General features: G+C 73.7%; 21 protein-coding genes. 16 read left to right on the forward strand and 5 right to left on the reverse strand.

Annotated features, from left to right (window positions below; all coding sequences use genetic code 11):
• The 7 genes from ACQRUO_RS20265 to ACQRUO_RS20295 all read left to right on the forward strand — a co-directional run.
• Positions 1–525: RDD family protein (locus tag ACQRUO_RS20265; protein ID WP_428317392.1), on the forward strand; the 525-nt coding region annotated here is incomplete at its 5' end.
• Positions 526–608: 83 nt separating this feature from the next.
• Positions 609–1,283 carry an RDD family protein gene (locus ACQRUO_RS20270; RefSeq protein WP_428317393.1) on the forward strand — a complete coding sequence of 225 codons (675 nt, stop codon included), beginning with the start codon at positions 609–611 and terminating at the stop codon, positions 1,281–1,283.
• A gap of 105 nt (positions 1,284–1,388) precedes the next feature.
• Positions 1,389–2,114, forward strand: a complete 726-nt coding sequence (locus tag ACQRUO_RS20275) for an endonuclease V (protein ID WP_428317430.1) — start codon at positions 1,389–1,391, stop codon at positions 2,112–2,114.
• Positions 2,115–2,281: 167 nt separating this feature from the next.
• A complete protein-coding gene (locus tag ACQRUO_RS20280; RefSeq protein WP_428317394.1) occupies positions 2,282–2,971 on the forward strand; it encodes a hypothetical protein in 690 nt (229 codons plus the stop codon).
• A 34-nt stretch (positions 2,972–3,005) separates the two neighbouring features.
• Positions 3,006–4,430, forward strand: a complete 1,425-nt coding sequence (locus tag ACQRUO_RS20285) for a PPE domain-containing protein (protein ID WP_428317395.1) — start codon at positions 3,006–3,008, stop codon at positions 4,428–4,430.
• 99 nt (positions 4,431–4,529) lie between these two features.
• Positions 4,530–5,696, forward strand: coding sequence for a type VII secretion-associated serine protease mycosin (mycP, locus tag ACQRUO_RS20290; protein WP_428317396.1), 1,167 nt, complete (start codon positions 4,530–4,532; stop codon positions 5,694–5,696).
• A 9-nt stretch (positions 5,697–5,705) separates the two neighbouring features.
• Positions 5,706–6,095 carry a glyoxalase gene (locus ACQRUO_RS20295; RefSeq protein ID WP_428317397.1) on the forward strand — a complete coding sequence of 130 codons (390 nt, stop codon included), beginning with the start codon at positions 5,706–5,708 and terminating at the stop codon, positions 6,093–6,095.
• A 268-nt stretch (positions 6,096–6,363) separates the two neighbouring features.
• Here ACQRUO_RS20295 and ACQRUO_RS20300 read toward each other — a convergent pair whose 3' ends face one another.
• Positions 6,364–6,666 (reverse strand): hypothetical protein, encoded by a 303-nt coding sequence (locus ACQRUO_RS20300; RefSeq protein WP_428317398.1) that lies wholly within the window; start codon positions 6,664–6,666, stop codon positions 6,364–6,366.
• Positions 6,667–6,733: 67 nt separating this feature from the next.
• Positions 6,734–7,270 (reverse strand): hypothetical protein, encoded by a 537-nt coding sequence (locus ACQRUO_RS20305; protein ID WP_428317399.1) that lies wholly within the window; start codon positions 7,268–7,270, stop codon positions 6,734–6,736.
• A 300-nt stretch (positions 7,271–7,570) separates the two neighbouring features.
• Here ACQRUO_RS20305 and ACQRUO_RS20310 point away from each other — a divergent pair, with 300 nt between their 5' ends.
• Complete coding sequence (locus tag ACQRUO_RS20310) at positions 7,571–8,701, forward strand: hypothetical protein (protein ID WP_428317400.1); 1,131 nt, start codon at positions 7,571–7,573, stop codon at positions 8,699–8,701.
• Between the two features lie 103 nt (positions 8,702–8,804).
• Here ACQRUO_RS20310 and ACQRUO_RS20315 read toward each other — a convergent pair whose 3' ends face one another.
• Both ACQRUO_RS20315 and ACQRUO_RS20320 read right to left on the reverse strand, forming a co-directional pair.
• Positions 8,805–9,395, reverse strand: coding sequence for an isochorismatase family protein (locus tag ACQRUO_RS20315; protein ID WP_428317401.1), 591 nt, complete (start codon positions 9,393–9,395; stop codon positions 8,805–8,807).
• A gap of 487 nt (positions 9,396–9,882) precedes the next feature.
• Positions 9,883–11,238 carry a nicotinate phosphoribosyltransferase gene (locus ACQRUO_RS20320; RefSeq protein ID WP_428317402.1) on the reverse strand — a complete coding sequence of 452 codons (1,356 nt, stop codon included), beginning with the start codon at positions 11,236–11,238 and terminating at the stop codon, positions 9,883–9,885.
• 234 nt (positions 11,239–11,472) lie between these two features.
• Here ACQRUO_RS20320 and clpS point away from each other — a divergent pair, with 234 nt between their 5' ends.
• The 6 genes from clpS (at position 11,473) to ACQRUO_RS20350 (ending at position 14,589) form a co-directional block, all read left to right on the forward strand.
• Positions 11,473–11,766: an ATP-dependent Clp protease adapter ClpS gene (gene clpS, locus ACQRUO_RS20325; protein WP_428317403.1), complete on the forward strand. Its 294-nt coding sequence runs from the start codon at positions 11,473–11,475 to the stop codon at positions 11,764–11,766.
• 77 nt (positions 11,767–11,843) lie between these two features.
• Positions 11,844–12,428, forward strand: a complete 585-nt coding sequence (locus ACQRUO_RS20330) for a DUF2017 domain-containing protein (protein ID WP_428317404.1) — start codon at positions 11,844–11,846, stop codon at positions 12,426–12,428.
• A gap of 106 nt (positions 12,429–12,534) precedes the next feature.
• Positions 12,535–12,954: a Mov34/MPN/PAD-1 family protein gene (locus ACQRUO_RS20335; protein ID WP_428317405.1), complete on the forward strand. Its 420-nt coding sequence runs from the start codon at positions 12,535–12,537 to the stop codon at positions 12,952–12,954.
• Positions 12,955–13,094: 140 nt separating this feature from the next.
• Positions 13,095–13,199: a putative leader peptide gene (locus tag ACQRUO_RS20340; RefSeq protein ID WP_348533704.1), complete on the forward strand. Its 105-nt coding sequence runs from the start codon at positions 13,095–13,097 to the stop codon at positions 13,197–13,199.
• 143 nt (positions 13,200–13,342) lie between these two features.
• Entirely contained in the window at positions 13,343–13,621 is a 279-nt protein-coding gene (locus tag ACQRUO_RS20345; protein WP_428317406.1) for a MoaD/ThiS family protein, read from the forward strand.
• Entirely contained in the window at positions 13,621–14,589 is a 969-nt protein-coding gene (locus ACQRUO_RS20350; protein WP_428317407.1) for a PLP-dependent cysteine synthase family protein, read from the forward strand. Before ACQRUO_RS20345 ends, ACQRUO_RS20350 begins: the two co-directional genes overlap by 1 nt.
• Before the next feature lie 48 nt (positions 14,590–14,637).
• On the opposite strand, the gene ACQRUO_RS20355 is transcribed toward ACQRUO_RS20350, so the two are convergent.
• A complete protein-coding gene (locus tag ACQRUO_RS20355) occupies positions 14,638–15,156 on the reverse strand; it encodes a type II toxin-antitoxin system PemK/MazF family toxin (protein ID WP_428317408.1) in 519 nt (172 codons plus the stop codon).
• A 179-nt stretch (positions 15,157–15,335) separates the two neighbouring features.
• Between ACQRUO_RS20355 and ACQRUO_RS20360 the strand changes: the two genes are divergently transcribed.
• Both ACQRUO_RS20360 and ACQRUO_RS20365 read left to right on the forward strand, forming a co-directional pair.
• Positions 15,336–15,533 carry a MerR family transcriptional regulator gene (locus ACQRUO_RS20360; RefSeq protein ID WP_428317409.1) on the forward strand — a complete coding sequence of 66 codons (198 nt, stop codon included), beginning with the start codon at positions 15,336–15,338 and terminating at the stop codon, positions 15,531–15,533.
• Positions 15,534–15,828: 295 nt separating this feature from the next.
• Positions 15,829–16,575: an MBL fold metallo-hydrolase gene (locus ACQRUO_RS20365; RefSeq protein WP_428317410.1), complete on the forward strand. Its 747-nt coding sequence runs from the start codon at positions 15,829–15,831 to the stop codon at positions 16,573–16,575.
• Positions 16,576–16,698 lie beyond the last annotated feature (123 nt).

Raw genomic sequence — 16,698 nt, forward strand, 5'->3', positions numbered from 1 at the left:
AGGTCCGCCCGGGCGGCCGCGGCGCGTCCGTTGGCGGCCGCCGGGCTGGGGCGGCGGCTGGGAGCCCGGCTGGTGGACGGCCTGCTGGCGGTCGGCGCGGCCGCGGCGGTCGGCGTGCCGCTGATCGCCGACACCACCGCCCACCTCCAGCAGAAGCTCGACCAGGCACAGGTGGCCAGCCGGCTGACGGGCCGTGAGGTGCAGGTCTGGCTGCTCGACGGTACCGTGCTGGGCCGGGTCGCGCTGGTGCTCGGGGTCCTGGTGCTGGCGGGCTTCCTCGGCGAGGCGCTGCCGGTCGCGATGACCGGTCGCAGCCTCGGCAAGCGGCTGTTCGGCGTGCGGGTGGTCCGGGTGGAGCCGGCGGGCGGGGTGCGGGCGCCCGGCTTCGGGCGGTCGCTGGCCCGCTGGCTGGTCGGGCAGCTGACGGCCCTGACGCTGCTGGGCCTGCTCGTCCCGCTGGTCGACCGTCAGCAGCGGCGCGGCTGGCCGGATCGCGCGGCGCGCACCCGGGTCGTGAAGGGGTGAGTCACGGGCGGGTGCGCCGCAGCGATGGGGCAAAACGGGCGAATATCCATAAGAGCTGGGATTTCCGGTGATCTACTCTCTGCATGAGCACCTTCGACCCCTCGCGCTCCGAGCCTGAGCCGGAGGGGGGCGGCAAGCCCTCCTTCGACAAGCAGCCGCCGCAGCAGCCCCCGAACGCCGAGCAACCCGGCGACCCCGACGCCTCCGGTGCCGGCCCGTACACCGGAGCCCCCTTCGGCGGTGGTGGCGGCTACGGCGGCGGCAACCCCTACGACGGCAACCCGTACGGCGGCGCCCCCTCCGGTGCCCCCGCGGGCGGCCCCGCCCCGGTCGCCGGGATGCCACCGCTGGGCACCTGGCCGCACCGGATCCTGGCCCGGGTGATCGACTACGTGATCGTCCAGGTGATCGCCTTCCTGCTGGTGCTGCCGTTCGCCGGCTTCTCCAACCGCAACGGCTACACCGAGGGCGTCTGGGTCTTCTACGCCCTCTACCTGGTCTACGAGGGCCTGATGCTCTCCCGGGACGGTCAGACGCTCGGCAAGAAGGCGATGAACGTCCGGGTCGCGATGCTGGCGGACGGCAGCAGCCCGGTCGGCTCGGCCGCCTGGACCCGGGCCGCCGTCTACACCCTGCCGGCCGTGCTCTGCTGCGGCCTGTGGTGGCTGGTCAACGGCCTGTACGGGGTCTTCGACAAGCCGTACCGCCAGTGCCTGCACGACAAGGCGGCCAAGACGGTGGTGGTCTCGACGAACTGAACGCGGAGCCCCGGGGTCGGTTCGGTAGCGTGGGGCGGCGATGTCCGTACCGACTCCGGGGGAGAGTGCGTGAGCCAGCCCGAACAGCCGTCGTCCGCCGAGGCCATGACGGGGGCCCCGTCCGTGGAGGTCCGGTCCCCGGTGGACCTCTCCCCGGTCGACCTGGACGGCTGGCCGCGCACCGAGGACGCTGCGCTCGCCGAACAGCAGCGGCTGCGCCCGCTGGTCGACCCGCACGGTTCGGCGCCGCTGCCGGGGGCGCTGGTGGCCGGGGTCGACGTGGCCTACGACGACGAGCGTGACCTGGTCGCCGCGGCGGCCGTGCTGCTCGACTCCGCCACCCTGGAGGTGGTCGAGGAGTCCACCGCGGTCGGCCGGGTCGCCTTCCCGTACCTGCCCGGGCTGCTCGCCTTCCGGGAGATCCCGGCCGTGGTCGACGCCCTGGCGGGCCTGCGCCGGCAGCCCGAGCTGGTGGTCTGCGACGGCTACGGCCTGGCCCACCCGCGCCGCCTCGGCCTGGCCAGCCACCTCGGGGTGCTCACCGGCCTGCGCACCCTGGGCGTCGCCAAGTCCCCGTTCGTCTTCGACCACGCGGACCCGGCCGCCGAGCGCGGCGCCTGGACCCCGCTGCTCGACCGGGCGACCGGCGAGGAGGTGGGCCGCGCGGTGCGCACCCGCGCCGGGGTGAAGCCGGTCTTCGTCTCGGTCGGTCACCGGATCGGGCTGACCGAGGCGGTCGACTGCGTGCTCGCCCTGTCGCCGCGCTACCGCCTGCCCGAGACCACCCGGCACGCCGACTCGCTCTGCCGCCGCGCCCTGGCCACCTGCTGACGAACCACCAGGTCCGGCCCGAGCGCAACGCCCGCCCGGGCCACCCGAGGTGACCGGGCGTGGACGGACCGGAGTCGAATGATGGACAGGCGGGGTTGGACTTCAGTTCAATACTTGGCAGGCTGAGCCCTCAGGGCTGACGGGAACACGACGGGGAGGCGCGAACCGTGGCCGACAACGGGAGCGGCGGCAGCGGCGGGGCCGGCTCGGGTTACCAGGTCGAGGTGGGCAGTCTGCGGACCTTCGCCGGCCAGGTCCGCGGCCTGCTGGCGGAGTTCCAGCAGCACGCGGACGGGCCGACCACGCACGCCAGGAGCGGCATCGGGTCCGAGTCGCTCGGCACCTTCGCCGAGGCGACGGCCCTGCGCAACCAGTACGACCTGATGCGCGACGGCCTGCGCGACGTGCTCACCGCCCTGCAGGAGGCGATCGACGACTCGCAGAAGAAGGCCGACCTGACGGCCGACAACTACGACCGGCAGGAGCAGGACACCGTCCAGAGCCTGCGGGTCTCCGACGACGGCTGGTCGGTCGGCACGCTGCCGGGCTCGCCGCTCACCTACGGCGCCGGTGCGGCCGGCGTGGTCACCGGGGCGGTGACGGGCCGCAAGGCGGCCGCTGCGGGGGGTGGGGGCGCACCGGACGCCGCGCCGGAGGCGACGGTGGACCAGGACGCCGGGGTGCCGGAGGGCGTCCCCCAGGCGGGGGCGCCCGTGGCGCCGGGGAGTGCGGGCAAGCGGAACTCGGGTGGCAAGGGCGGTGCGGCGGGTCAGGGCGGCTCGGCAGGCCAGGGCGGTGAGCCGGCGCCCGAGAGCGACGGGACCGGCAACGGCCCGGTGCAGCAGCCGACATGGTGAGGACGACCGTCCACGGGACAGGAGGCGCGGGCTCGTGAGCTCGGATGTCACCGACTTCAACACGTTCAGCCACTCGGACCTGCGGAAGATGGTCGAGGCCCTGAACTCCGGCGACGTGATGTCCGCCAGCGATCCCTGGCGCCGGGCGGCGGACACCCTGAAGCAGATCCGCACCGCGCTGGACACCGCCTCGAGCACCGCCACCGACTCCTGGCAGGGCACCAGCAGCGACGCCTTCTACGACAAGATGACCAAGCTGGCCAACAGCGTCAACAACGCGGCGGCGTACGCGAACGACACCGCCAACACGCTGAAGATGATGTCCGAGGCGATCGACCAGGCCAAGCACGACATGCCCGACGAGCCGGGCTTCTTGTCCCAGCTCGGCAACGCGATCTCCGACACCGCGCAGAACGTGATGGGGGTCCAGGACGACAGCACGCAGGTGCCGATCAAGGACCAGAAGAAGGCCGAAGCGGTCGCGGTGATGCAGACGCTGGCCACGAAGTACCGCACGGCGACACCGGTGTTGAAGCCGCCGCCGGTGACTTACGACGATCCGAGCGTTCCGCCACCGGACCCGACCCCGGCCGCGGCGCTGACCGCCTTTGCGATGGGCGCCAGTCTTGGCGCGGTCGGTGGCTATGTCTCTGCGCCCGAGAACAGTCGGGTGGTCGCCCGCGTGACCGACCGCCCACAGGCGGCTCCCGCTGTCGCCGCGCCGCGGCGCTCGGTGACTCCGACCGTCACGCCGACCGATTCCGGGATCAAGGGCGGGGTCGCGAATCCTGCGCCCAGGCCGCCGAAGTCGACCGCCATCGGTGCGGAAGCGCCGGGACCCACGGAGCAGGTGCGACCGGCCGCGAGCACTCCGACCGCTCCGGTCCAGGCCCCCGTACTCGGCGATGGCACCGGCTTGGACAGCGCCCGAGTGGCCGGCACGGCCCCTGTCGGAACCACCGGGGTTGCCGGCCCCGCGCTCGGGGGTGGTAGCGCCCCGAACGGTGGTTCGCTGCCGATGGGTTACGGCAGTGGGATCGGTCGGCCGGTGGCGCTCGGGGTTCCGCCCGTGGCAGGAGAGCCCGCGCAGCCCGTGAACCGTCCGGTAGGAACGTTCGCCGGTCGCGGTGGTGCGGCCGCGCGAGGTGGCGCCGAGGCCGTCGGCGAGGGGGAGTTGTTCGGCGGCGGTCAGGCAGCGACCACCCCACGGCGGGGTTTCACCGAGGGTGGCAGCGGCATCGGGGTACGCGGTCGGGTGCCGGCGGTCGAAGCCGAGGCGGCCGAGGCTGCCGAGGTCGAGACCACGGCGGAGGCCGAACACGGCACGGGGTTCCTGCCGGCCGGGACACCGCAGGCGAGCCGGCAGAAGCGCAAGGAGGGCAAGCGCGCCGACTACCTGGTGGAGGACGAGGAGAGCTGGATGTTGGAGGAGCCTGTCAACCCGGACGTGGTGGAATGAGTCACTGCTCAGGGTGACAGCTCGGAGGATTGGGGTGACCGAATAGTGGCGAGTAGTCGGCCGGCGCGGGGGATGGCCGTCCTCGCTGCAGGGGCGTTGGTGTGGGGACTGGCTGCGGCCCCGGCCCTCGCCGACAACATCCGGGACCAGCAGTGGGCCCTGCAGGCCTACCAGGCGACGACCAAGGTCTGGCCGATCAGCCAGGGCGACGGCGTGACCGTCGCGGTGATCGACACGGGCGTGTACCCGGATCAGCAGGACCTGACCGGCCAGGTGTTGCCCGGCGTGGACTTCACCGGTGACCAGAGTGATGGCCGGGTGGACAAGGACGGGCACGGCACCGGCATGGCGAGCCTCATCGCGGGGCACGGCCATGGGGACCAGGCCGGTGTGATGGGGCTGGCTCCGAAGGCCAAGATCCTTCCCATCCGGGTCGGCTTGCAGGATCTGGGCGATGTCCAGGGCGGGCCCGACTTGAGGTTCGCGGATGCGCTTCGCTATGCGGTGGACCATGGGGCGAAGGTCGTGAACATGTCCTTCGGCGCCGCGATGCGCACCAGTCCCGAGGACCGGGATGCCATCAACTACGCGGTCTCGCATGACGTTGTGCTCGTGGCGGCCTCCGGCAACCTAGGGTCCGTCGTCTCCTACCCCGCCGCCTTCCCCGGGGTCGTCGCCGTAGGCGCGATCGACCGCCAGGGCAACCTCTGGGACCACTCCGACCACGGCCCCGAGGTGACCCTGGTCGCGCCCGGGGTGGGGATCTACAGCGCCGGCAACAAGTCGGCCACCGACTACCGCTACGCGACGGGCACCTCGGACGCGACCGCCTACGTCTCGGCCATCGCCGCCCTGGTCCGCGCCAAGTACCCCGACCTGACCGCGGGCCAGGTGATCCGGCGGATGATCACCAGTGCCGCCGCGCCGCCGGACCACAGCAAGGTGCCCAACGACCGCTACGGCTACGGCATCGCGTCCCCGTCCAAGTCGTTGGCGCCTAACCCGGCGGTGGACGACGGGCCGAAGGACAATCCGCTGCTCGGCCGGATCGAGTCGCAGGGGGCGCCGGGCTCGCCGGCGCCGCTGCCGCAGGCGACCGGGGCCGACAGCGGCGGTGGCGGCACGCCGGTCTGGCTCTACGGCGCCGGCGGCGTGGTGGTGGTGCTGGTCGTGCTCGGCGTGGTGGTGCTGATCCGCCGCGCCAGCCGGGAGACCCCGCCTCCGCCGCACCAGCTGGGGACTGACAATCCGTATACCCGCCGATAAGGTCCTGGCATGACCGAATCTGATGACTTCTTCGCCGGCCTGCACCACGTCCAGCTGGCGATCGCGCCGGGCAGCGAGCCGCTCTGCCGGGAGTTCTGGGGCGAGGCGCTCGGGATGACCGAGCTGACCAAGCCGCCGGCGCTGGCCGCCCGCGGCGGTTGCTGGTTCCGCGGCGGCGGGCTGGAGGTGCACCTCGGCGTCGAGCAGGACTTCGCCCCGGCCCGCAAGGCGCACCCGGGGATCCTGGTGAACGGGCTGGCCCGGCTGGCCGACCGGCTGGAGGCGCACGGACACCCGGTGACCTGGGACGGGGAGTTCCCCGGGTACGACCGCTTCTACGCGTTCGACAAGCTCGGCAACCGGCTGGAGTTCATGGAACCGCGTCCGGCCGCGGAGTAGGGCGGGTAGCACGGTCGCGAGCACGGCCGGGAGGACGCGCGCTGGAGCGGGACGGGCTGCTGACCCGCACCGAGTTCGAGGAGAACCCGCCCCGCGTGGTGTAGGAGCCGACCGCGCTGGGCCGCTCGCTCTTCGTACTGTCAGGAGGGGAGTACTGGCAGGAGGGGGAGGTGCCGGCAGGGAGGGGCACTCGCCGGTGGGGAGGTCCCGACGACCGTGCGGGGTGCCGGAACGCGCCGGCGAGCGCGTTCGGGGGTGGTGCGTGCGGTCAGGCGCCCAGGGCGCGGGCCTCCAGGTAGGTCCGCACCACGGCCATGCCGTAGACCGGTTGGATCAGCTGCTGGCCCTTGAAGAAAGGGCGGGCGGGTGCGAAGCCGGCGGCGACGAGCAGTTCGCGGATCTCCGCTATCTCGGCCTCGCTGCGGGCCGTGAACCGCACCTCCCAGCCTTTCTTGTACGCCGAACCCCGCTCGCCGGACCGGCGGGCGGGGTCGGGCTGCCGGACGTATCCGGGTAGCCGGCCCAGGCGCAGCTGGGCTGCGCTCAGACCTGATGTCTCGTCATATGGCATGCCCCGATGGTAGGCAATGCCGTGGGAGCGTTTTCCCCGAGGGAGTGTTCCGCGGGCGTGGCCCGGATCACACCGCGGGCTGGGTCTCGACGGGGGTCGCGGCCGCCGCGGCGTCCTGGCCGGCGGCCGCCGCTCGCTGGCGCTCCAGGGCCCGCAGCGCGGTCTGCTGGGTGAAGGCGAGCAGGGTGACGGTGATCGCGCTCAGCACCACGGCGTAGGCCAGGTGGGCGGCGACGCCGGTGACCGCGACGCCGACCGCGTTCAGCGCGAAGTGGCTGCCCAGGCGCAGTGCCAGCAGCGCGATCGCGACCTTGCGGGTCTCCTTGCCGCGCCACAGTGCGCGGGCCAGCCGCAGCCGCTTGCGCATCAGGGTGAACGAGACGACGACGTTGACGACCACCAGGACGCCGATCACCGGGAGCAGCCAGCGGAAGGCGGCCTGCAGGTCGTAGGCGGCGGCGAAGACGGCCTCGAAACCGAAGAACCAGACCGGCAGCTTCAGTTCCTCGATCGGCTCGGTGACGGCGGCCAGCCCCTTGGCCGCCGGGGCGGTGGCGGCGCCGGCCTCGGGGTCTGCGGTCTTGGCGGCGGTCTTGAAGAACATGTCGGCTCCCCCGGTCCTCCGGCCCCGCGCTGTTCGCCCCGCCGGTGAGCACGATTCTGCCGGGTGCCCGCGGGCGCCCGACAGAGGGGGTGATCACTGCTGCGGCGTGACGGCTGTCATGCCGAACCGATCGATCGCCCATCATCAGATGACACAATCTGCAAGTACTTTGCGCCTAGTTACTCCGTTTGAGTGAGGGTATGGCGACTTTAGTGCGGAGGTGTCCCGGTTTGACGACGAATACGTAACGGTGCGTCAGGTTGTGAATGCGGCGACCGGGTGACAGGGGAGGGTTGTCGCATGAGCTACCAGATCCCCTCCTCCGTTCCCTCGCTCGAAGAGCTGGCCCGCCGCCAGCAGAACGTGATCACGGCAAGTCAGCTGCGGGCCAGGGGAGTTCCGTCCCGGGTGGTCAGCGAGCACTGCCGCCGCGGCGGGCCCTGGCAGCGCCTGCTGCCCCGGGTCTACCTGCTCCAGACCGGCACGCCGACGCCCGAGCAGCGGATGTGGGCGGCCCTGCTGTACGCGGCGCAGAACGGCCGCGAGGCGGGCAGCCGCGAAGGCGCCCTGATCACCGGCGCGGCGGCGCTCGCGCTCTACGGGTTCACCGCGGTGCCGCGGCTGCCCGCCGTCACCGGGGTGCAGGTGCTGGTGCCGCGGCAGCGCCGGCTGCGCGACGTGGGCGAGGTGCGGATCCAGCGCACCGCGCGCGAGCTGGTCGCGCACGACGTGCACGGGCTGGCCTGTGCGCCGGTCGCCCGGGCGGTGGCGGACGCGCTGCGCGAGTGGCTCGGGCCGGAGGTCGAGGCGGGCGCGGTCAACGGCACGTTCGGCGCCGCCGTCGCCGACTCGGTGACCGGCGGGGCGAGCGGGGCGGAGTTCGCCGAGCCGGTCGCGGACCGGGTGGTGCTCAGCCCCGCCGCGCTGCGCTCGGTGCTGCGCGAGGCGGTGGCGGCGCGCGGTCCGGACGGGCGGCCGGCCTGCGGGCTGGCCGAGCTGCTCGCCGAGCTGCGCGAGGCCGGACTGGTCGAGGTGCCCCGGGTCCGGGCCGCGCTGGACGAGCTGCTGGCCGCCCGGCGCGAGTCGGCGATCGGCGCGGTGCTGGAGCTGGCCGCCGCCGAGCTGCTGCCGGAGCCGCTGGTCGGGCCCGAGCTGCGGATGCGCGGCGGCACCTTCGTCGCCGTGCCGGACCTCTACTGGCCGCAGGCCGGGGTCGCCGTCGAGGTGGACTCCGACCTGCGCTGCGTGAGTGAGGGGGAGCAGGCCTGGGTGCGCTCCGGGCAGCACCGGATGGAGTACCTCGGGGTCCGGGTCGTCTACCTGGGCGGCGACCGGCTGGCCGCCGAGCCCGCGGTGACGGCGGCGGAGCTGGGCGAGGCGTTCCTGGCCGGCGGCGCCGACGTGGTGGAGCTGCTGCTGACCGAGGGCTAGCCGGCCCGCGGCCCGGACCGTCCAGCCTCCCGGACCGTGCAACTCGCCGGACCGTGCAACCCCCGGATCGGCACCCCGAACCCGCACCGCCCCCCGAACCCGTTCACTCCCCCAGGACCGGACTCCCGACCAACTCGACCCCGGCCTCGCGCAGCTGGTCCAGCGCGGCGGCGGTGGTCGCGGGCGCCACCCCCGCGGTCAGGTCGAGCAGCACCCGGGTGGCGAACCCCTCCCGGACCGCGTCCAGTGCGGTCGCCCGCACACAGTGGTCGGTGGCGATGCCGACCAGGTCGACCGCCGTCACCTCCCGCGCGCGCAGCCAGTCGGCCAGTGTGTCGCCGTTCTCGTCGAAGCCCTCGAAACCGCTGTAGGCGGCCGCGTGGGCCCCCTTGTCGAAGACCGCCTCGATCGCGCCCGAGGTCACCGAGGGCGCGAAGTTGGGGTGGAAGCCGACCCCCTCGGTGCCCGCCACGCAGTGCGGCGGCCAGCTGTCCACGTAGTCCGGGTCGGCGGAGAAGTGCGCGCCCGGGTCGACGTGGCGGTCCCGGGTGGCCAGGACGTGCCCGTAGTCCGCCCGACTGGTGGCGATCAGCTCGGTGATCGCGGCCGCCACCTCGGCGCCGCCGGCGACGGGGAGGCTGCCGCCCTCGCAGAAGTCGTTCTGCACATCGATGACGATCAGGGCCCGTTGCATGGCTTGCTTCCTCGCTGGCGGTGGGTCGGTGTGGCGGTGGCTCGGTGGATCGGTGGCTCGGTGGGTCGGTCTGGCGATGGCTCGGTGTGGCGGTCTGTCGTTCGGTCCGGACGTTCGTCGGGTGACCGGGGCCGGTGGCGCGACCGGTCGGGTCGCCCGAACCGGTCGGGCGGCGTGGCCCCCCGCACTGCGCCCGCCGGATCGGCTCGGGTGATCGGTGGGGGAGGGGAGTGGGGTGTGGCCACTCTAGGGAGTGGTGGTGAAGGGCGGAAGGGGCTGCGCCGCGGGGAAGCGACCCGACCGTGGCGCGATCCCGCCACTGGCGTGAACCCCGCGGCACGCTCCGCGACCGGGGCGTGTGCTGCGCTGCGACGAGCCCACCACCCGCCGACCGGGCCCGCCACTCGGTGACCGCCCCGCGACCTGCCCGCCACCCGCCCGGGTGGGCACCCCCGCGCCCCGCACACCCGAGCGGTCCGGTCGGGGCTCAGCCCAGGCGCAGCTCGGTGGCGAGCACCGGCTCCCCCTTGGACAGCTGGGTGGCCGACAGCGGCAGCCCCGCCCTGGCCCGCAGGTGCCGCTCGCGCGCCGCGGCCAGCGGCTCGCGCCCGACCACCTCGCCGCCCCGCACCAGCGGCACCTGCAGCACGTGCGGCGCCAGCTCGGCCGGCAGCTCGCCGGTGCCCACCACCTCGGCCTCGGCCACGCCGTCCGCGTCGCGCCGGCGGGCCGCCCACTTGCGTCCGCCCACGCTCGACTTGGCGCCGGCCGAGCGCTTGGCGACCGGCACCAGCGGGGCCGCCGGGTCGTCGGAGCCGGCCCGGGCGACCAGCTTGTAGACCATCGCGCAGGTCGGGTGCCCGCTGCCGGTGACCAGGCTGGTGCCCACCCCGTACCCGTCCACCGGGGCCGCGGCGAGGGCGGCGATCGCGTACTCGTCCAGGTCCGAGGTGACGATGATCCGGGTCTTGCGGGCGCCCAGCTCGTCCAGCTGGCGGCGCACCCGGTGGGCCAGCAGGGTCAGGTCGCCGGAGTCGATCCGCACCGCGCCGAGTTCCGGGCCGGCCACCTCGACGGCGGTGCGCACCGCCTCGGCCAGGTCGTAGGTGTCGACCAGCAGGGTGGTCCCGGTGCCCATCGAGGCCAGCTGGGCGGTGAAGGCGTCCCGCTCGCTGTCGTGCAGCAGGGTGAAGGCGTGCGCGGCGGTGCCGGTGGTCGGGATCCCGTGGGTGAAGCCGGCCGCCAGGTCGGAGGTGGCGGCGAAGCCGGCCAGGTAGGCCGCCCGGGCGGCGGCGACCGCGGCGCCCTCGTGGGCCCGCCGGGCGCCCATTTCGATGCACGGCCGGTCCCCCGCGGCGGCCGTCATCCGGGAGGCCGCGGCGGCGATCGCGGAGTCGTGGTTGAGGATCGAGAGGATCACCGTCTCCAGGATCACCGCCTCGGCGAAGCTCCCCTCCACGGTGAGCAGCGGCGAACCGGGGAAGTAGACCTCGCCCTCCGGGTAGCCGTGGATGTCACCGCGGAAGCGGTAGTCGGCCAGCCAGCGCAGGGTCGGCTCGTCGACCACCTCCTGGTCGGCCAGCCAGTCCAACTGGGCGGTGGAGAAACGGAAGTTCTCCACCGCGTCGAGGACTCGGCCGGTGCCGGCCAGGACGCCGTAGCGGCGGCCGTCGGGCAGGCGGCGGGTGAACACCTCGAAGACCGAGCGGCGGTGCGCGGCGCCGCTGCGCAGCGCGGCCTGCAGCATGGTCAGCTCGTAGCGGTCGGTGAGCAGCGCGGTGGAGTCCGCTACCGGGGAGGTGGGCACGGCGGAGCGCGCCGCCGGGAATGCCTTGGCGTCCATGAGGATGATGCTACTACCACTTAGCGTCAGTTTGACGATTTCAGTTCGGCGGGTCGCCCCGGGGGTGATCGCAGGGTGATCGCCGCACCGCAGCGGCCGGGTCGGAATCGCTCCGCCCTCCCCCGGATGGCAGCATGGGAGATCAGGGGAGGCGTGCCGGTCGTCGGCCGGGGCGCCCCCACCGGGCCAGTCCCGGGAGAACCCACCGAGCCGTCCCCGTGAGGAGAGCCAGTCGTGAGTGTCGCGCCGGCCGAGATCGAGCGCACCGAGGCCGAGAGCCTCCCGGTGGCGGAGCCGGACACTCCGTGGGTGACCATCGTGCACAACGATCCGGTCAACCTGATGAGCTACGTCCTCTACGTCTTCCAGGCCTACTTCGGCTACCCGAAGGAGAAGGCCCGCAAGCTGATGATGGACGTCCACACCCGCGGCCGCGCGGTGGTCTCCACCGGCACCCGCGAGGAGATGGAACGGGACGTCCAGGCCATGCACGGGTACGGCCTGTGGGCCACCCTGCAGCACGACTGACCCGGCGACCCTCCGTCGGCCGCCGACCCGCGCGGCCGACCCACCGACACCTACGAGATGCGGACGGATACCTGACGATGGCTGGGTTGTTCGAGCGGACCCCCGACGGCAGCGCGGCGATCGCACTCGAGGAGGTGGAGGCCGCCATCCTCCGCTCCCTCGAAGTGCAGATGCTGGAGCTGATCGGCCCGGGCCCGGCCGGCGCCCCGGGCGCCGAGACCGACCCGCTCGCCGCGCTCTTCACCGAGGGCCCCACCGAGGCACCCGCCGACCCGGCGCTGGCCCGCCTCTTCCCGAACGCCTACGGCGAGCCCGGCACCGCGGCCGACCCCGGCACCAAGGCCGCCGCCGGCGAGTTCCGCCGCTACACCGAGCCGGACCTGCGCCACCGCAAGCGCGAGGACGCGCTGCTGGTGATCCGCTCGCTGGACACCCTCGGCGGGGACGGCGGGGTGCTGCGCCCCGGCCCCGAGGAGTGTCCGCGCTGGCTCGGCGCGCTCAACGACCTGCGGCTGACCCTCGGGGTGCGGCTCGAGGTCACCGAGGAGGACGAGCAGGGCCTCTACGACCTGCCGGACAGCGACGAGCGCAAGCCGCTGGTGATGGCCTACCTCTGGCTGGGCGCGATGCAGGAGTCGCTGCTCGAGGCGATGACGGGCTGACGCCGGGCCGCCCCGGGCCCGCCTCCCCTGCGGCAGCTGTCCAGCGCGGCGCCCACAGCTCGGACAAGCGCCCGGGCGCCGCGCAGGCGGGCCCTATCCTGGCCGCATGCTGACCATCACCCGAGAGCTGCACGACGCGATCGTCGCCCACGCCCGCGCCGACCACCCGGACGAGGCCTGCGGGGTCGTCGCCGGCCCGGCGGGCAGCGACCGCCCCGAGCGCTTCATCCCGATGCTCAACGCGGCCCGCTCGCCCACCTTCTACGAGTTCGACTCGGCGGACCTGCTCAAGCTCTACCGCGAGATGGACGACCGGGACGAGGAGCCGGTGGTCGTCTACCACTCGCACACCGCGACCGAGGCCTACCCCTCGCGCACCGACGTCAGCTACGCCTCCGAGCCGAACGCCCACTACGTGCTGGTCTCCACCGCGGACGGCCACGCCGAGGGCGACCCGTTCCAGTTCCGCTCGTTCCGGATCGTGGATGGCACGATCACGGAGGAAGACGTGGAGATCGTCGGCTAGCGGGGGCGGTCCGACCGTGCGGCGGCCAAGGGCGGTCCGGCACCGGTCGTTCCGCCGCGAATCTCACAGGGCGACACGAAAGCATCCGCCCTGCGAGACGCGCCTGTCGGAACCGGGGCGGGAATCTATACGATGAGCCCATGCGTTCCGTCGATGTGAGCATCCAGGCCCCGGGCACCCGCCTCGTGGCGCGCCTGCACATCGACCTGTGCCGGCACGCCGCGGCGATCTGTCCGGACGCCTGACGCCCCGCTCGCCCGGCCGGGCGAGCCGCGCACCACGCCCGGGCAACGCCTCATCGGTGCCCGCCCGTACGTCACCCAGCACGTCACGCACCCAGTACCCGCCGCGCGCCCGCGGCCCCCTACCACTGCCGAGGAGCGCAGCCATGGCCATCGAGGTCCGCATCCCGACCATCCTCCGTACCTACACCGACGGCGCCAAGGCCGTCGAGGGCGCCGGAGGCACCCTGCAGGAGCTGATCGCCGACCTGGACGTCCGCCACCCGGGCATCGCCGAGCGCCTGCTGGACCGGGGCGAGCTGCGCCGCTTCGTCAACGTCTACCTGAACGACGAGGACGTCCGCTTCCTGGAGGGCATCGGCACCGGGCTGCAGGACGGCGACAGCATCACCATCCTTCCGGCCGTGGCCGGCGGCGCGAAGTAATGCGCTACGACAGCCCGCTGGAGGCGGTCGGCAACACGCCGCTGGTGCGGCTGCCCCGGATCTCCGCCGCCATCCCCGGCAACTCCGCGGGCCTGGTGACGCTCTGGGCGAAGCTGGAGGACCGCAATCCGACCGGCTCGATCAAGGACCGCCCGGCGCTGCACATGATCGAGCAGGCCGAGGCGGCCGGCCGGCTCACCCCCGGCTGCACCGTGCTGGAGCCGACCAGCGGCAACACCGGCATCTCGCTCGCCATGGCGGCCAAGCTCAAGGGCTACCGGATCGTCTGCGTGATGCCGGAGAACACCAGCGAGGAACGGCGCGAGCTGCTGCGGATGTGGGGTGCGGAGATCATCTCCTCGCCCGCCGCCGGCGGCTCCAACACCGCGGTGCGGGTGGCCAAGGAGCTGGCCGCCGAGCACCCGGACTGGGTGATGCTCTACCAGTACGGCAACCCGGACAACGCCGGTGCGCACTACGCCGGCACCGGCCCGGAGATCCTGGCCGACCTGCCCGGCGTCACCCACTTCGTGGCCGGCCTGGGCACCACCGGCACCCTGATGGGCGTGGGCCGCTACCTGCGCGAGAAGGTGCCCGGGGTGCAGATCGTGGCCGCCGAGCCGCGCTACGACGACCTGGTCTACGGGCTGCGCAACCTGGACGAGGGCTTCGTGCCCGAGCTCTACGACGCCGAGGTGCTCACCACCCGGTTCAGCGTCGGCTCGGCGGACTCGGTCCGCCGCACCCGTGAACTCCTCGCCGAGGAGGGCATCTTCGCCGGCGTCTCGACCGGGGCGATCCTGCACGCGGCGATCGGCGTGGGCCGGCGCGCGGCGCGGGCCGGCGAGCGGGCCGACATCGCCTTCGTGGTGCCGGACGGCGGCTGGAAGTACCTGTCCACCGGCATCTACACCGCGGCCAGCACCGAGGAGGCCGTGGAGCTGTTGCAGGGTCAGCTCTGGGCCTGAGGCCCGCGGGCGCCGACAGATCGGACTCCGGCGGCCGGTATCGCCCGGCTAACGGGGCTGGTGCCGGTCGCCGCCGCGTTCCACGGCGTGCTGCACCCGCTCCCAGGTCGGCTGGTCCAGCGGGCCGACCCGGCGGCGGAAGGCGTGCAGCGGCACCTCGCGCCGCTCCCCGGTCTCCAGCCAACTGGTCCGGCCCTGGCGGTCGCCGACCACGGTGGGCGCCAGCTCGACCAGGCCGGCCAGTTCGGCGTGGTGCTTGCTGGTGATCTTCAGCACGGTGGCGCTGCGCGGCTGGACGCGGAGCACCAGGCAGGGCCGGTCCTTGCTGCCCGGACCGTCCTCGAACGGGACCTCGGCCCACCAGATCTCGCGCGGCGCGGGGCGCCGCCCGCCGGCGTTCCGCTCGTGGTCGGGCCGCGTCGGCCGGGGCGCCGCCGCGGGCCGACCGGGCGGGCGCCGGCCGGGGCGGTACCGGGTGGCGGCACCGAGCAGGACCAGGACGGCGACCACGGCGAGCACCAGCAGACCGACCACGAGCATCAGCGACGCGCCGTTCGAGACATTCATGTGCTGACCGTACCGGTGTGACAGTTGAGGATTTATCCGTTCGCTGCTGCCGCTCTGTCACGGAATCACCACGACGCCCGCCGCGCCACGGTCCGCCACCCCGGGTCCGAAAAGCTGATCGCGCACCGGCTCACGCAAGCCCGAGGGTCGATCCTCGGAACACCCGGAGGTGGCGCCAGATGAGCAACCCGAGCAGCGGCGACCTGTGGTCCTACGCCGAGATCGCCCGCCACATCGGAGTCCAGACCGACACCGTGCGCAACTACCGTCGGCACGGCCTGCTGCCCGATCCCGACTTCGTCGACCGGGCCGGCCACCCCCGCTGGTACGCCGACACCGTCCGGGCCTGGGCCCGCCGCCGCCCCGGTCACCGCTGACCCGGCAGCCCCCTCGCTTCGCTCGCAAGCCCGCCCGGCGCCGTACCGCGAGTCTTCCGGCCACGGCCATGTCGCTTCGCTCGCAAGCCCGCTCAGCGCCATACCGTGGCGCCGAGCGCGCGGTCCCGTCCCCGCGCCGCCCCGTTCTGGTGATTCCAGCCACAGCCCGGCACGGGGACGGGGGCAAAGTGCCGCTCCGCCCTTACCCTCGACACGCGACCGCTGCAGCTACTCGCCGGTGTTCACCCGGCGTCATCGGCGTGCGCGGGACCTGGATCCGGCGGAGGGGCTCGGGATGAAACTGACTGTAGTGGGGTGTTCGGGCAGCTTCCCGTCGCCCGACTCGCCCTGCTCCAGCTACCTGGTCGAGGCCGACGGCTTCCACCTGGTGCTCGACCTCGGCAACGGCGCGCTCGGCGCCCTGCAGAACCACGTCGGCCTCTACGAGGTGGACGCGGTCGCGCTCAGCCACCTGCACGGCGACCACTGCATCGACCTGTGCGCCTACTGGGTGGCCCGCAACTACCGCCAGGGCGGCTGCCCCGACCCGCTGCCGGTCTACGGCCCCGCCGACACCGCCGGCCGCCTCGCCCGCGCCTACGACATGCCCGAAGAGCCCGGGATGACCGAGGTCTTCGACTTCCGCACGCTCACCCCGGGCACCTTCGCGCTCGGCCCGCTGACCGTGACCACGGCCCGGGTCAACCACCCGGTGGAGGCCTTCGCCTTCCGGATCGAGCACGGCGGTCGCTCGCTGGTCTACTCCGGCGACACCGGGGAGAGCCCCGAACTGGTCGAACTGGCCCGGGACGCCGACCTGTTCCTGTGCGAGGCGGCGTTCACCGACGGCCGCGACAGCTACCGGGACCTGCACCTGAACGGCCGGGAGGCCGGCGAGCACGCCGCCGCCGCCGGGGCCCGCCGGCTGCTGCTCACCCACATCCCGCCGTGGACCGACCCGCAGCGCAACCTGCGCGACGCCGAGGCCGCCTACCGCGGGCCGGTGGAGCTGGCCAAGGCCGGTGCGGTGTACGAGGTCTGAGGGCGCAGCGGCGCACACGCGCACGAACGGGAGCGGGGGGGGGGGGGGGGGGGGGGGGAGAACCCCCACCCCCCCCCCCCCCCCCCCCCCCCCCCCCCCCCCCCCCCCCCCCCCCCCCCCCCC

Source organism: Kitasatospora sp. LaBMicrA B282 (assembly GCF_050325825.1).
GTDB lineage: Bacteria > Actinomycetota > Actinomycetes > Streptomycetales > Streptomycetaceae > Kitasatospora.